General features: G+C 46.2%; 13 protein-coding genes and 1 riboswitch. Of the genes, 5 read left to right on the top strand and 8 right to left on the bottom strand.

Going from position 1 to position 15154, the window contains the following annotated elements:
- Positions 1–1079: M16 family metallopeptidase (locus tag L9Q40_RS07400; protein WP_498792935.1), on the top strand; the 1079-nt coding region annotated here is incomplete at its 5' end.
- A gap of 58 nt (positions 1080–1137) precedes the next feature.
- On the opposite strand, the gene L9Q40_RS07395 is transcribed toward L9Q40_RS07400, so the two are convergent.
- Positions 1138–2235: an AarF/UbiB family protein gene (locus L9Q40_RS07395; RefSeq protein WP_498792934.1), complete on the bottom strand. Its 1098-nt coding sequence runs from the start codon at positions 2233–2235 to the stop codon at positions 1138–1140.
- A gap of 290 nt (positions 2236–2525) precedes the next feature.
- Here L9Q40_RS07395 and katG point away from each other — a divergent pair, with 290 nt between their 5' ends.
- The 3 genes from katG to L9Q40_RS07380 all read left to right on the top strand — a co-directional run bounded on the left by katG (position 2526) and on the right by L9Q40_RS07380 (position 8876).
- Positions 2526–4697 carry a catalase/peroxidase HPI gene (gene katG, locus L9Q40_RS07390; protein ID WP_498792933.1) on the top strand — a complete coding sequence of 724 codons (2172 nt, stop codon included), beginning with the start codon at positions 2526–2528 and terminating at the stop codon, positions 4695–4697.
- Between the two features lie 557 nt (positions 4698–5254).
- Positions 5255–5339: riboswitch (cyclic di-GMP riboswitch) on the top strand.
- Between the two features lie 270 nt (positions 5340–5609).
- Positions 5610–7181 carry a glycoside hydrolase family 68 protein gene (locus L9Q40_RS07385; RefSeq protein WP_498792932.1) on the top strand — a complete coding sequence of 524 codons (1572 nt, stop codon included), beginning with the start codon at positions 5610–5612 and terminating at the stop codon, positions 7179–7181.
- A 72-nt stretch (positions 7182–7253) separates the two neighbouring features.
- Positions 7254–8876: a glycoside hydrolase family 32 protein gene (locus L9Q40_RS07380; protein ID WP_498792931.1), complete on the top strand. Its 1623-nt coding sequence runs from the start codon at positions 7254–7256 to the stop codon at positions 8874–8876.
- 310 nt (positions 8877–9186) lie between these two features.
- Here L9Q40_RS07380 and L9Q40_RS07375 read toward each other — a convergent pair whose 3' ends face one another.
- The 7 genes from L9Q40_RS07375 to L9Q40_RS07345 form a co-directional block, all read right to left on the bottom strand.
- Positions 9187–9471 (bottom strand): hypothetical protein, encoded by a 285-nt coding sequence (locus tag L9Q40_RS07375; RefSeq protein WP_498792930.1) that lies wholly within the window; start codon positions 9469–9471, stop codon positions 9187–9189.
- An 80-nt stretch (positions 9472–9551) separates the two neighbouring features.
- Positions 9552–9962 carry a hypothetical protein gene (locus L9Q40_RS07370; RefSeq protein WP_498792929.1) on the bottom strand — a complete coding sequence of 137 codons (411 nt, stop codon included), beginning with the start codon at positions 9960–9962 and terminating at the stop codon, positions 9552–9554.
- 9 nt (positions 9963–9971) lie between these two features.
- Positions 9972–10193, bottom strand: a complete 222-nt coding sequence (locus L9Q40_RS07365) for a hypothetical protein (RefSeq protein ID WP_014235041.1) — start codon at positions 10191–10193, stop codon at positions 9972–9974.
- Positions 10194–10204: 11 nt separating this feature from the next.
- Positions 10205–11044, bottom strand: coding sequence for a M6 family metalloprotease domain-containing protein (locus tag L9Q40_RS07360; RefSeq protein ID WP_498792928.1), 840 nt, complete (start codon positions 11042–11044; stop codon positions 10205–10207).
- Positions 11045–11100: 56 nt separating this feature from the next.
- A complete protein-coding gene (locus L9Q40_RS07355; RefSeq protein WP_498792927.1) occupies positions 11101–11520 on the bottom strand; it encodes a hypothetical protein in 420 nt (139 codons plus the stop codon).
- Positions 11521–12297: 777 nt separating this feature from the next.
- Positions 12298–12756, bottom strand: coding sequence for an exoribonuclease R (locus L9Q40_RS07350; protein ID WP_118120848.1), 459 nt, complete (start codon positions 12754–12756; stop codon positions 12298–12300).
- Positions 12757–12913: 157 nt separating this feature from the next.
- Positions 12914–13747, bottom strand: coding sequence for a helix-turn-helix domain-containing protein (locus tag L9Q40_RS07345; RefSeq protein WP_498792926.1), 834 nt, complete (start codon positions 13745–13747; stop codon positions 12914–12916).
- A 251-nt stretch (positions 13748–13998) separates the two neighbouring features.
- On the opposite strand from L9Q40_RS07345, the gene L9Q40_RS07340 reads away from it, so the two are divergent.
- The gene (locus L9Q40_RS07340; RefSeq protein WP_498792925.1) at positions 13999–15138 is read left to right on the top strand and encodes an ornithine cyclodeaminase family protein; all 1140 of its coding nucleotides are present in this window, start codon (positions 13999–14001) and stop codon (positions 15136–15138) included.
- Positions 15139–15154 lie beyond the last annotated feature (16 nt).

The following is a 15154-nucleotide window of genomic DNA, read 5'->3' as shown; positions in this document are numbered from 1 at the left end:
GCGGGCTCGGGGACTTTTCAGGTTCGGAGTTAGACAGTTACTTGCGTAGCAACAATACATCTATTGTTCCGATGTTAGATACCACTAGTCACGGCGTAAAAGTCACCACGCAAAAAGCACAGTTGGAAAGCGCATTGAATGCAATTTACAACCTGAGCACAGAAATTAAGGTCGATGAGCGCCAACTGACAGCGGTAAAGCAAGAATTTAAACAGCAGCGTCGCGCGTTTTTTGAGTCACCAATGGGAAAGTTGGTTCAGGAAGCCAATCAAAATGCTTATCTGCCGGAAAGTCGCCATCGTATTTTGGATAGCGATGGTGTCGAGAGCGTTACCGCAGAACAGATACTTGCGGTACACAAGCGTTTGTTTAAGTTTAATAACGGCTTCAAAATGGTGGTGGTTGCGGACATAGAACCAGAGCAACTTGAACCTCTGTTGACCAAGTTTGTTGCTTCTATCGAAATGACACCTGGTGAGCCTATTGATTACCACGTGGCTTTGAATCCGCAGGCATCTGGTCGCTCTGTAATGACGGATGGTCATGAGCCGTCTTCACTTTATTTGCAGCGTCTGACCAAAGCCAATGATGTTACCCAAAGCGCGAGAGACACGATGGTTGTGGATATCTTACAGCGCATCAGTGCCGGACGCGTAATGGCTCAATTACGTGAAGATCTGAGTCTGGATTACAGTCCGAGTATTTACCCGATGATACAGGATCGTGAGCAAGTCTCGGATTGGATCTTTGAATCGCAAGTCGACCCAAAAGATGTGGCGGTCATGGACAGTCAGTTAAATAAAATTTTTGATGATCTGGCGAAAAACATTACCCAGAAAGAGGTCGATATCGCAGCGAAACAATTGGTGGTCGCCATGCAGGGAATGGAGGACAGACCTAGCCAGCGAGCATGGGCATATGGCCGTTATCTGGTGCATGACTATGGGCTGGATCTGTTGCTGAATGTGGAACAAACGGCTAAAAGCATCACTTTGGAAGAGGTTAAGTCGCGTGCGCGAGCAGTATTTGGACCGAAAGCAAAACGCACAACGATCATTCTTAATCCGATTAAGAAGTAGCACAATTGTCACTTAGCCCAAGTGAGAAGATGGACATTTTACTTGGGCTATTCAGTGGTTACTGGTGGTTTTTACTGAGCTGATATTCCTTCACCAAAGCAAGTTTTTCGCGGTAGGAGTCCATAAGTTCTTGCTTTGATTTCCCTTCATTTTGGTAGAACAGTGCACCTTGTTCGCGGAGGAAATCATAATGCTCGTTTACCATCTCAAGAACCGTATTAACGCGCTTTAGCGTCGTTGCAGTACAACTTTTCCCATCAATATCATCTTCGATATCCAAAACATGCGAGCGGAACATCTCAACAATGAATAAGTCCTCTAAGGTTTTTTCATTCTGAAGGGCGGTTTGGTATTTGGTCACTTGCGCTTCTTTGTGGTTTAAAACGGCTGAACTGGCGTGGTTAAGACGTAGCCACTTGCATTGCTCAAGTAAGACGCTAAGTGCTTCATGTTTAACGTTTTTGAACAGAGCTAATGATTCTTGGTGAGAATAACGTTGCTGCAAAAGCCAGCCCGAAAGGAATCGAGTTTCAAAGCGCTCACAAAACTGAAAGATAGGCGCATTAAGGCCGTCACTGTTGAGCTCCGTTAGCGGGTCGAAGGGGTACATGTAACCGAAGTCGAACAGCCAGAGTTTATGGTCGTCATCTACGAGCAGATTGCCGCTACACAAGTCCCACTCGAATAGGCCAATTTTTTCACATGCAGATAAGGTTGAGAATAGCTGGTAAAGCAATGAGGAAGATACATCGCTGATGGGTTTACCCTCTATCCACTCAGAAAGAATGATGCCTAAGCGATAATCAGCGTACACCGTCGGCACGATGCATTCGAAGTCCACGGAGGTGTGCGTAGAATCTTTCCGCTTTTGCAAATCAGAACGACGCTGCACTTCATTCAGGAACGACAGTTGGCCATTAAGATTTTGCACCTTGGCTTCAGGGCGCTTCTTTTTCAGAGTGTAGTCTTTTCCATCAAACTGAACCCGAAACACTTCAGCCGTTAATCCACTTTGAAAAGCTTCGACCACATAAGGAGAAGCCTCCGTCGTCCGAGCCAATTGTTCCGGAGATATCGGACAATCGTCTATATTGCCAACGATGAGATTTTCTCCGCTCTTTTCAAATTGCATCTGCTGCTTTTGACGTTTGTCCATGTGAATGCCCATCTTCCTATTGATTCTGATTATTTTATCAAGAGTGTCAGTTTGTAAATCCTCCTTACTTCATAAACTAAGAGGCTGAGTATTAAGGCGCATATCGGGAACTGAAGTTTTGTGAGGATGATCTGTATGCGTGTGTCATACCTTTCTGACCAATTTGTCATACAGTTCTTAAACCATGATTAAAGGGGTAAGTGTTTGAAAATTCGCCTAGAGCTTATGCTAACTTAGCGATAAATGAGATTCACTTACAAAAAGATATTTATCTCTTTAAGGAAAGCTTTATGAGTAAAGATAACCATTCTGCGGGGAAGTGCCCGGTGATGCATGGCGGTATGACATCTACGGGGTCTACTGTTATGGATTGGTGGCCGAATGCCCTAAACCTAGATATTCTTCATCAGCACGATAAAAAGACCAACCCTCTGGGTGAAAGTTTTAGCTATCGTGAAGCATTGAAAACGCTGGATGTAGAAGCGCTGAAAAATGATCTAAAAGATCTGATGACAGATAGCCAAGAGTGGTGGCCAGCGGATTGGGGTCATTACGGTGGTTTGATGATCCGTATGGCGTGGCACTCAGCAGGCAGTTATCGTACTGCTGATGGTCGAGGCGGTGCATCTACCGGTAATCTGCGCTTTGCGCCACTAAACTCATGGCCAGATAACGGCAACCTGGATAAAGCTCGTCGTCTGCTGTGGCCAATCAAGAAAAAATACGGCAATAAAATCAGCTGGGCTGACTTAATGATTCTGGCGGGTAACATGGCATACGAATCAATGGGTCTGAAAACCTTTGGTTTTGCATTCGGTCGTGAAGATATCTGGCACCCAGAAAAAGATACCTACTGGGGTTCTGAAAAAGAGTGGTTAGCGCCTTCGGGTGTTGAGGGGAGTCGTTATTCTGGCGAGAGAGACCTAGAAAACCCTCTGGCAGCTGTAATGATGGGTTTGATTTACGTAAACCCAGAAGGTGTCGATGGCAATCCGGACCCGTTAAAAACGGCAGCTGATATGCGCGTGACCTTCGCTCGCATGGCGATGAATGATGAAGAGACGGTAGCACTAACTGCTGGTGGCCATACGGTGGGTAAAGCGCACGGTAATGGTGATGCTGCGGAATTGGGGCCAGAGCCTGAAGCCGCAGATATTGAAGAGCAAGGCCTTGGCTGGAACAACCATACATCGCGTGGCATCGGCCGTGATACGGTGACCAGCGGAATTGAGGGCGCGTGGACCACTCATCCTACACAATGGGATAACGGTTTCTTCAAAATGCTGCTTGAGCACGAATGGAAGCTGACAAAAAGCCCGGCAGGTGCTTGGCAATATGAACCAGTAGAAATTGCCGAAGAAGATAAACCAGTCGATGTTGAAGACTCCTCAATCCGTTACAACCCTATGATGACGGACGCCGACATGGCGCTTAAAGTCGATCCTGACTACCGTAAGATTTCAGAGCGTTTCTACCAAGACCCAGCTTACTTCAATGAAGTCTTCGCTCGTGCTTGGTTCAAACTGACTCACCGTGATTTAGGCCCTAAAGCTCGGTATGTTGGCCCTGATGTGCCGGCTGAAGACTTAATCTGGCAAGACCCTATTCCAGCGGGTAACACTCAATACGATATCGAAGCGGTTAAAGCGAAGATTGCCGCAACTGGCCTGAGTGTTTCTGATTTGGTTGCGACAGCATGGGATAGCGCTCGCACATTCCGTCGTTCGGATCTTCGTGGTGGAGCAAATGGTGCGCGAATCCGCTTGGCCCCGCAAAATGCTTGGCAAGGTAACGAACCAGAACGCCTGGCGCGAGTGCTGGGAGAGTTAACGCAAGTGGCAGAAGAATTTGGCATCAGCGTTGCAGACGCGATTGTTCTTGCGGGTAACGTCGGTATTGAACAAGCGGTGAAAGCAGCAGGATTTGACTTTGACGTGCCATTTTCGGCTGGCCGTGGTGATGCGACAGCAGAGCAAACTGACGCAGAGTCATTCGACGTTCTGGAGCCGCTGGCAGATGCTTTTCGTAACTGGCAGAAGACGCACTACACAGTTACTCCAGAAGAGATGATGCTTGATCGTGCGCAATTACTTGGCTTGACCGCGCCAGAAATGACAGTCCTGATTGGTGGAATGCGTGTACTTGGTACAAACCATGGTGGTAGCAAGCATGGAGTATTCACTGACCGCGTTGGTGTATTAACGAATGACTTCTTCGTCAACCTAACTGATATGGCATACAGCTGGAAACCAACAGGCCGCAACTCTTATGAGATTTGTGATCGCAAAACGGATGAAGTGAAGTTCACTGCAACTCGCGCGGATCTTGTGTTTGGTTCAAACTCTATCTTGCGTTCTTACGCGGAAGTTTATGCTCAGGATGATAACCAAGAGAAGTTTGTCAAAGACTTCATCGCTGTCTGGACGAAAGTGATGAATGCTGACAGGTTCGATTTGGTTTAACGAACTAATTCTGTCAAATACAGACTGAGTAATCAGTGTTCGTGTTTAAAAGCCAGCAGTATCTCTGCTGGCTTTTTGCGTATCCATGTCAGACATTTTTTATTTGTATAACGTTGCTTGAATGAAAATCGTAACGGCAGATATGTATCGCTTTATCTTACCCAAATACACTTTTTGAACGATTGGTAACGTTCCCTTTTTATTCTGAGTTAAACCAATGTGAGTTCGTTGTTGCGTATGAAATTTGATCGATATTTAAATTACCAAATTTATTGTCATAAAAATGCCAGTTTTTAGTCAATAAATCAGTTGCTTATAAAGAAGTGGCTAATGTATCTAAACAATTTTATTGTAACCGGATCCAAGTCAGTTTCATTAAGGGTTTGTTAGCTACGTGTATTCATATATAAAGGCGTTCGGATGTCTGACTATTGTCAGAGTTTTATATCCTTAATCTTATTGATCTTGAATTGTCATTTTTCGTTGTTATGCTTTTTCGCGTGGTTAGCAAAGGCTTACCCACACTCAGTTCATCATCTCTTCTCTTGTAGGATGCATGACTGAAAAGGCAAAACCTCCGAAAGGGGGTGACGCAAAGTCTCCGATCTAACGGACATTTCCTATGATAGCGGGACCGCCAGTTTTGTATTTCGACTTATTAAATTCGTTCGATTTTTAGTATCAAACTCTTTGGTCTGATATTTACATTCACGGATGCATTCAGTCATTTGTTGATTCTGTTTGTCTGTGAATGGCTAAGTTTTACCTAATTTCGGGAACGTTACCGAAATTGGTGTGGTTTTTAGATGATTTCGAATGGGTTATGCCGTTGATAGTTTGTGACATTTCTGAGGGTTAACCACTTCTGGAAAATTGAATATTTTGAGAATTTTATTAACAGAGGTAAGTAAAATGCGTTCGACAAAAATGAAAGCGGGAGTCCCTATTTTAGGGATTTTAATGGGAACAGCGGCAAGTCAGTTAGCTTTTGCAGCACAACTTCAACCTGGTCCAGAGCCAACGTTACACACTCAAGAAGCTTACGCTCCTGAGAGTAATTTTACGGCTAAATGGACCCGTGCTGATGCTCGTCAGCTCAAGCGTATGTCTGATCCAATGGCTGGGTCACGTGAGAACTCTATGCCACAAGAGTACACGATGCCGAGCGTCCCTCAGGATTTTCCTGACATGTCCAATGAGCAGGTATGGGTATGGGATTCATGGCCACTGACTGATGCGGATGCCAACCAATATAGCGTGAACGGACAGGAGATTATTTTCTCACTTGTTGCGGATCGAAGCCTAGGTTTTGATGAACGACACCAGTATGCGAAGATCGGCTACTTCTATCGTCCAGCGGGTATTCCAGCAGAGGAACGCCCAGAAAACGGTGGCTGGACTTATGGTGGCCTTGTTTTTGACGAAGGTGTCACCGGACAAATCTTTGAGGATCAGTCATACAGTCATCAGACGCAATGGTCTGGCTCTGCCCGAATTTTCCCAGGTGGTGAAGTCAAACTTTTCTTTACCGATGTTGCGTTCTATCGTGACTCAAACGGCAATGACATCAAGCCATATGACCCACGCATTGCACTCAGTGTCGGTAAGATACACGCGAATAAAAATGGCGTAAAATTCACCGGATTCGATAAGGTGATTAATCTTCTGGAAGCTGACGGTACCTACTATCAGACGGCTGAACAAAACCCTTACTTTAACTTCCGTGACCCGTTTACGTTCGAAGATCCTGCTCATCCAGGCGAAACCTTCATGGTCTTTGAAGGTAACTCAGCAATGGAAAGGGGCTCGGCGAAGTGTACCGAGGAAGATCTAGGTTATCAGGATGGTGACCCGTACGCTGAAACAGTCAGAGATGTGAATGCATCGGGTGCGACATTCCAGATTGGTAACGTTGGTTTAGCGCGAGCGACGAATGATGACCTTACAGAGTGGGAGTTTTTACCACCGATCCTTTCGGCGAACTGTGTTACTGACCAGACCGAACGCCCTCAGATCTATCAAAAAGATGGTAAATACTACCTATTCACTATCAGCCACAGCACGACGTTTGCAAGTGGTATCACTGGTCCGGAAGGGGTGTATGGCTTTGTAGGTGATGGTATCCGTAGTGATTACCAACCACTGAACCAAGGTTCAGGTCTTGTACTTGGTAACCCAACCAACCTGAACTTCTACCCAGGAACGCCTTACGACCCAGATTACAACCAGCCAGCAGGTCACTTCCAGTCTTACTCACACTATGTGATGCCTGATGGGTTGATTCAATCATTCATCGATACTATCGGCGTTAAAGAAAACTTCCGACGTGGTGGTACTTTGGCTCCAACAGTGAAAGTCCTGATTGATGGTGACACTACTGAAGTCGATTACTCTTACGGGACGAGTGGGCTAGGTGGCTGGGCAGATATCCCTGCAAATGTAAACGTTAATCCGAGCGGCGTGATCCAGAAAACGCTTAAATAGAATTCCTGAAGTTGTACATGTCATCAATCAGAGGGGCGGGCATTCCGCCCCTCTATGATAATAAGAAGGATTATGCGCTTTAAACTTAACTCACTGACGGGCATAACACTTGTCACTGTTGCCTGTGCTTCATTTGCATTGTTTACTGCCAGTCTCTCACTTTCTGGCGTTGAATTAGCGTCTGCGAGCTCGTCTCAATTTACTCGCCCTTCAGAATGGTCCCCTTATCGGCCAGCTATACATATTACTCCCAACAGACATTGGATGAATGATCCTCAGCGTCCTTTCTTTATCGATGGTGTCTGGCATTTCTACTATCTCTACAACGCTGATTACCCAAATGGGAATGGGACGGCGTGGTATCACATGACATCTAAAGACCTAGTCCATTGGCAGGAACATGGTGTAGCTATTCACAAATATAAAAATGGTCTTGGCGATATTCAAACGGGGAGTGTCGTCGTTGATACCAAAAATACAGCGGGCTTTGGTGCCGGAGCGATTATTGCTATTGCGACTCAGCAACACGACGGTGTACAGCGTCAGTCACTCTTTGTCTCAACCGATGGTGGTTACCACTTTAAAGAGTATGACGATAACCCAATCATGGATAACCCAGGGGCTGAACATTGGCGTGATCCCAAGGTCATTTGGGATGAGGAGAACCTTCAATGGGTAATGGCGCTTGCGGAAGGGCACAAAATTGGCTTCTATACCTCTTCAGATCTTAAACACTGGACATATCAATCCGATTTCCAGCGTGATGATCTTGGTCTTCTCGAGTGTCCTGATCTGTTTCAACTCTCGCTTGATGGTGATCCTAATAACATTCGCTGGGTGCTTGCATCCGGAGCGAATGGTTTCAGAATAGGAAAAACGACGGGCACGGCTTACTGGATTGGAAGCTGGGATGGAAAGCGCTTTATACCAGAAAGTGAAGAACCACAGTGGCTGGACGCAGGAGCTGATTTTTATGCGATGGTGTCGTGGCAAGATTCCAATTTAGGTGCTGACCAGCGTCTTGAATCTCGCTACGCGATTGGCTGGCTTAACAATTGGGGTTATGCCAACGAGTTGCCCACTAAAGCATGGCATGGAGCCGCGAGTTCTATTGTTCGTCAAATAAAACTGCGTACTGTAGATGGAACCCCAGTCCTTTTCTCCCAGCCGATTGAGGCAATAGCAGGGCTTGAAGGCGATGCTTATACTCGCTCGGCCGTTGAAGTATTAGAGTCATCGAACACAAGTTTCCCTAAGCCGATATCTGACGCTTACCGCCTTAAAGTCGATCTTGACGCACACTCAAACGCTAGTGAGTTCCAGTTACAACTCAAAGGAAAGGACGGTCATTTTGCCATTGTAGGGTATGACTTCGAACACGAAACAGTGTTTATCAGACGCGATAGGGATGCAATAGCAAGCTCAATGCCTGATGTATATCGTGAGGAACGTAAAGCGGTAGTTCGTGCCCATAACAGTATCGTAAAACTAGACATCATTGTCGATACGTTCTCCATCGAGGTCTTTGTTAACGATGGTGAGATGTCGCTGTCTAATCTGATATTTGGAACTCAGGACGCCAATGAGCTTACGGCGGTATCTGTTGGAGGAACCACCGTACTCCGTAACCTAGAACTTACGCCACTGAAGGTTACTCCGATTCAGCGTTACTCTGGTGAGGGTGCGAAGAAATAAGAGTTTAATTTGGCAAGCTAAAAGAGCGTGATGGCTTGCCATAATTTGTTCACATTTGCCTCAGAGTCGCTAAACCGACTAACTAAAACATTCCGGCAATTAAGACTAACGCAAAAATAACAGCCAACATAACCAGAAAAAATTTCATCATTAATCCAAGATCATTACTACCACCACGTGGTGGTTTATTGCAGCAGCTCATGGTTGGTCCTTTGTTACTGAGAAATGTCGATCTGATGATAATGGTTACCCTTGGGGGAAGGTAAAGGGGAGCTCTCAGGTAAGTCTACCTTTACAGAAATACTAGAGACTAATGAAGATCGACACTGATATCGCTCAGTAGACATTCCTGATGATGTGGCCCGCCGATAAACTCGGCTTGTCCCCGAATTTGGCTGCCGACCGTTAGCTCGTCGACGTTGTCAAAGGTGAAACAGTCTAAATGGGAGCCTAGCTCGGTAAAGCAAGGGCCAAACTGACGATCGACCTGCTCGATGAGTAAACGTACCCGATGCTTACCATTATCACTCTGGCTAATTGCCAGCACCTGGCCGGTTAGGGTGGATTGATTGGGGGCTGCCGAAACTCCGCTCATAGTTGGCTCCGTAAAAAATAACAAGATGCACACCAGCAGTGTAGAAGGTGTGCATCGGCTTGTTAAGTACCCGTTCAATTCTACTTCTTAGCTCGGGTGGATTTTTTCTTCTCAGCGACCGGTTGTTCTTTCGGTTCGGGGATGGCGTCACTGGTCAACTCCGCATCCATGAACTCGTCTGGCATGGGTACATGCTCACCAAGCTCATCGGAAAATGCCATTTCAACCATATCCGGTTGCGGAGCCACACTTAGGTCGCTTACTTCTTCGTGAAAGAAGTCTTCAGGACCTGGTGCGGGCACGTCGTCAAACGCAGCCGCTTCGTTGAACTCAGCAGAACCGTTGGGTGCCGGTGCACTCAGCTCATCGTGACTCTCTGCAACTTCTTCAACGCCTGTAGGGGGAGGACCGTCGTCTGTGACGAATGCCTGAGCCGATGTCTGAACATCAGGTTGTGACTCAGTAATATTGATATTAATAGTCTGTGCCATAGCAGCCCCCTAGAAATAAAGGATGGTGATTTGACTGGTACTGTCTTCAATGGTGCCGGATACAGTTTTACCGCTGCCTTTTGCGGCATTGAGCATCATAAACATATTAGTTGAGCTGTCGGTATTGCTAGGCTTAATTTTCCGCCAGCCGATGGTATCGATATACCCCCAGACATTTTTTGAGTGTGGAGTCGAATAGGTACGAAGAATTTTTTTGTTAGAAAAGTTCATGAGTATTTCTCCTAATTCATGTATGCGGCATAAATTTTACTACCGTCGATTTGTACCGAGACGGGTCTATCGAAGGCTCGCGCGTTTACCAATAGATTGAATACATTACTGACGCCATCATTGCTGATACCATCTATTTTCCGCCAGCCGATTCCTGCGAGGTAGGCCCAGCAATTGTTCGTATGAACGGTGGCATACGTGCGTGAAACCGCGACGTTGTGCTTCCATTCTTTCGCCGCTGCACCACCGACATTGACGTTAGCCGTGATATTGTTGCTCACGCGAGTAATATCGCTGACGGTTACCTTGGAGTCGGCACCGCTGTAGCTTTTGCTGTTGGGTGTCGAGGTATTGGAGAAGCGATTATTGCTGCCCGATGGATACGGGTCGTTACTGTCGCCTGAGTTAGCGTTGGTATTGAGATGGCGTTGCCCATCAGCTTGCTCAATATCGACCAGATAATGGCTTTCATCGGTGTTGTTGGTTTTGTTTTCATCGACATGCTCGATGATCATCCCCTCGCCGGGTAAGTATTGATCGTAACCGCTTTTTTGACGGTTGCTGAGCAGGAAGTACTCCTTGCTGTTGACGCTACCAATCGGAAGCTTGTAAACCTGTGCGTTGTCGCTGTAGGGGTTGAGGTTAATAGCCTGGGCACTGTTGAAGATCACCCCAGGTGTGACCCACCCAGCTTGTACCTTACACCAAGCGGTCGGGTGCGCTGGGGTATTACCGCCATTGTTCCAGCTGCCGCCCGCCATTAAATCCCAGCTACCAGTACCGCGACTTGAATAGTCGGTGTCGTATAGATCTGGCCATCCCATTAGCAGATGCCCTAATTCGTGCGACATGACGCCGACCCTGCCATTTTCTGGTGCCATAAAATAACGATCGACCACCACTCCATCTACGTTCTTGGCTGCGGCGCTCTATACCATCCGGCTGTTGGACCGCTGCCGGATACTTGGCCCTGTACATCTAACTTGTTGTAGGACACTTCGCGATAGTATTCACGCATACTGTTGCCACCGAGTGAAAACAGCAGGTTATTAAAGTGACTCTGTGGTTGCGTGGCGGTTTTATCTGAAAAGTCGACGAGCAACACCAGCGCTCGTCGCACTCCGGTTACCGGAGCCGACTCAAGAGTGTGGTTATGAGAGCGGGTTTTTGCCGGGCGTCCGGTGATAAGCGTATAAGTACGCATATCAAGCAAGTCGACCTGATCGACCTGGTCCAGTAGGCTACCGTGTAAGAAAGCATCCTTGGACTTGTCTATCTTGTTATGCAGATCCGGGTCCGGAGGCATAATACATAAGTCTCTACACATAATATAAATTCCTTTTGCCATTATATTACGTTCGATTTCTGGTTATCTTTTAACTGCTTGGCCAGAACGATAGCACGTGCTTACAAGGGCAAGCTCGTTACCAAATGAAGCAGCTGATTCAGTCTTAAATAAGAACATGTCTTGTAAGATTCACGTTACTACTCCACCTGTCCCTGCGTTGGCAGAGATGTCTCAAACTCTTCTTATTTATACTTTACTCAACTGCGCGCATAAAGCTTTGGTCAAGACAATCGGCAAGTCAAATACAGCAAGGGCTACAGCCTAGTTTGGCAAGACAGAAGGGGCTTTGAAAACGAGCTAAAATGAGCGGTTAAGAACGATAATATTGAGTAAGTGTGTAAATACTCACTAACAATGAGGCGACGTAAAAATAAAAGATATTTTTTAAGTAATTGCTAGTTGTTAAAAGGAGAGCTTTTAAATGCGCAAAGTTGCATGTTGGTGAATGTGTAGAGGTTTGTTTAACTTTTTGCGTGATTCCAGACTGCTCGCATCTAATATAAAAATAGTATCACTATCGTGATTAATTTTCTGTTTGCTCAGATTGTTATAATACGAAAAAATTTATCTGATTTTTTTGTTGAAAGCAGGTGATTATTCGAGTGTGTTTGGGGGAATGGATTCCTCAACTATACGCTATTTTCTAGCTAAGTAGAGGCAGTCCTGATTACACTGCCAGCGTCTAAGAATAGCGTTGTAAAAAGGTGGACCGATGCTCCACCTTATTCAAAATAGTCTGAACAGATCGAAACAAACTTAGTCTTGGGAGCTAAGTTTTGCATTGAGCTCAGCATAAGTGTGCAGGAGCTCTGTCAGCGTCTTAACCCACACAAATACATCCGTCGGGGTGTTTTCAAGCAACTTTTCTACTTGCTCACAATGGGTTTCAAGTGTGATGGCTTCTTCCAAACGAAATGAGATCGCATAGAAATGCCAAAGGATCAGGCGTGTCATTCTCTCGCTGTTTTGCTTCGCGTTCTCGGAGTCATCAAAAGCTTGTTGGACTTCACTTAGCGCAATAGCCGTCATACGCAGCATCGCATCGAGGCGGGCAGACAACATACGGTCTTCACTATCCACTTCTTCTTGATCAAAAGTAAACAGCTCATTCATCACGTCTTCTGGCACCATTTTGCTGATCATGCGAGCACTAAACTCTTCCAACTCATGACGAGGCATGGTTACAAGGCAATCGAAGGTGTAATCACGAAGCATAAAATCACTCTAGTTTGGTAATAAGTTTCAGTCCTTGCATTCTAAGTGCTGAGATTTCGATTACCACTGTTTATTCTCGTTTGGGAGTGACTTTTATTGTGAGTAAAAGAACGCAGAAGTGTACGAATTTAGAGCAAAGCGCACCATTAAAGTGCTTTTAGTAGCAATGAATTCGCTCCAGGTAAGTCTTTTCTTTTACTCTGTTTTGATACTCGAGCGGGGTAACATTCACTAGCTTCTTAAACTCTCGAAGGAAGTGGGGTTGGTCGCTGAAACCTAAATCTGTCGCTAGATTAGAAAACGTGAGATTGCTGCTGTGATTGATATCGTAAACGGCTGACTGGCAACGAATAGCGCGGCTAAATCCTTTCGGCGTCAGTCCAATATCATTTTTGAACATACGCTGCAAAGTTCGGCAGGTATATCCTGAAAACCTCTCCAGTTCCTGAACTTGGATATTCCCTTTGTGCTGGCAAATTTTGGCGACGATTTGTCGGGTCACGTTCGTCGAATCTCGTGGGCTTTTCCTAGTGAGAAACTGGCTTACTGCTTCAACTTGATTCGAAAAATCTTTTGCTGCTAAAACGTAGTCAATGAGTTCATTGGAGTGAGGCATAACATCTTGTAAACAATATTCTTTGTTCGTGAGTTCTCCTGCTGAGGCCTGTAAAAAATCGGGCTTAACTCCTGGATTAAAGCGGACACCGAAATAGCGATGGCCCCGTTCAAATAGTACTGACGAAGCCTCTAATCTCGTACCACAGACTAACGCACCGGAAGTGTCTGCATCGCAGTCAAAGACGATATCGATACACCCATCTGGAATAGCAGTCGTTGAGGATTCTGAACTTCCGGCTTTAAAGCTGTAGAAGTGAGACACTTCGGGGTTGCTGGTTGATAGACGCGTAAGAAACTGCTCTGAACTCAAAACAAACCAAGGCTGTTTTGAGTGAATCCCCGAAATATTGAACATCATTGATGAAGCCACCATTCACTTCTCCTCACTGCTCAGCGATAAGCCGCCAAAGTAAGCAAGTAAAGCAAGCAAGGTGCCATATTTTCGCCAGATGCCTCCTGTTCCCCAATGTCGCAAAAATTCAATACGCCAAGAACATTGCTCAATAGTATCGAAAGCAATGGCTCAAGAAGGAAACCGCCAGATTCACATATAACGGATTTCTTGAGCACATTGATGAATGCATGAAGCAGCAAACAAAAAACTATATGGATATAGGTGGCGTTATGTCAGACAGCACAAAAATTGATTTTATCTACCTTTCAGAGCAGGACATGATTAAAGCGGGTGTAACGGATATGCCTGCGTGTGTCGACACCATGGAAGAGATGTTCGCACTGCTCCAAAAAGGTGACTACCGAATGGCAGGTGCGAACAATGATTCGCACGGCGCAATGGTGACATTTCCTGATGAGTCCCCTTTCGCGAACATGCCTAAACCCACCGCTGACCGACGTTTGATGGCGATGCCTGCATACCTTGGCGGTGATTTCCAGACTTGCGGAGTGAAGTGGTATGGCTCGAACATCGCCAACCGAGAGAAAGGTCTGCCGCGTTCAATCCTGATGTTCATCCTCAACGATATTGAAACCAGTGCTCCACTTGCCTATATGTCGGCAAACTTGCTTTCTGCGTATCGCACAGGCGCAGTACCCGGAGTGGGCGCGCGCCACCTTGCGAGAAAAGATGCCAAAGTGATTGGTTTGCTTGGCCCTGGCGTAATGGGCAAAACCACCGTCGCCGCCTTTATCGCAGCCTGCCCGCAGGTCGATACCATCAAAATTAAAGGTCGTGGCAAAAAGAGCCTGGACAGCTTTATGACTTGGCTCGCCGCTTCTTACCCTCAAATCACCAATGTTCAGATTGTCGATACCGTAGAAGAGGCGGTTCGAGATTCCGATCTGGTGACTTATTGCAACTCAGGAGAGACCGGTGATCCGACTACTTATCCGGAAGTGAAGCGCGAGTGGGTAAAACCGGGGGCATTTCTTGCGATGCCAGCCAGCTGTCGTCTCGATGAAGGGATGGAAAAGTCTGATGTTCGCAAAGTAATGGATAACAGAGGGCTGTATGAGGCGTGGTTTGAAGAGGTACCCAAGCCGACTCACAACATCATCCCTCTGGTTGGAATGCGCTTTATGGACATGATCGACGCTGAAAAAATGTCTGCAAGTGAACTGGAAGATCTGGGTGAGATTGTCGCAGGTGTTACTCCGGGGCGCAAAAACGACGAAGAAATCATCGTGATGTCAGTGGGTGGCATGCCAGTCGAAGATGTGGCTTGGGCAACCAAAATTTACCGCAACGCTGTTGAGAAAGGCATTGGTGTTTCGCTGAATTTATGGGATGAGCCAGTACTTAGCTAAATCGAGTGGCATAACA

Origin of the sequence: Allocatenococcus thiocycli, from assembly GCF_921292965.1 — a bacterium.
GTDB classification, from domain to species: domain Bacteria; phylum Pseudomonadota; class Gammaproteobacteria; order Enterobacterales; family Vibrionaceae; genus Vibrio; species Vibrio natriegens.
This window is presented reverse-complemented; position numbering and strand designations above follow the sequence as displayed.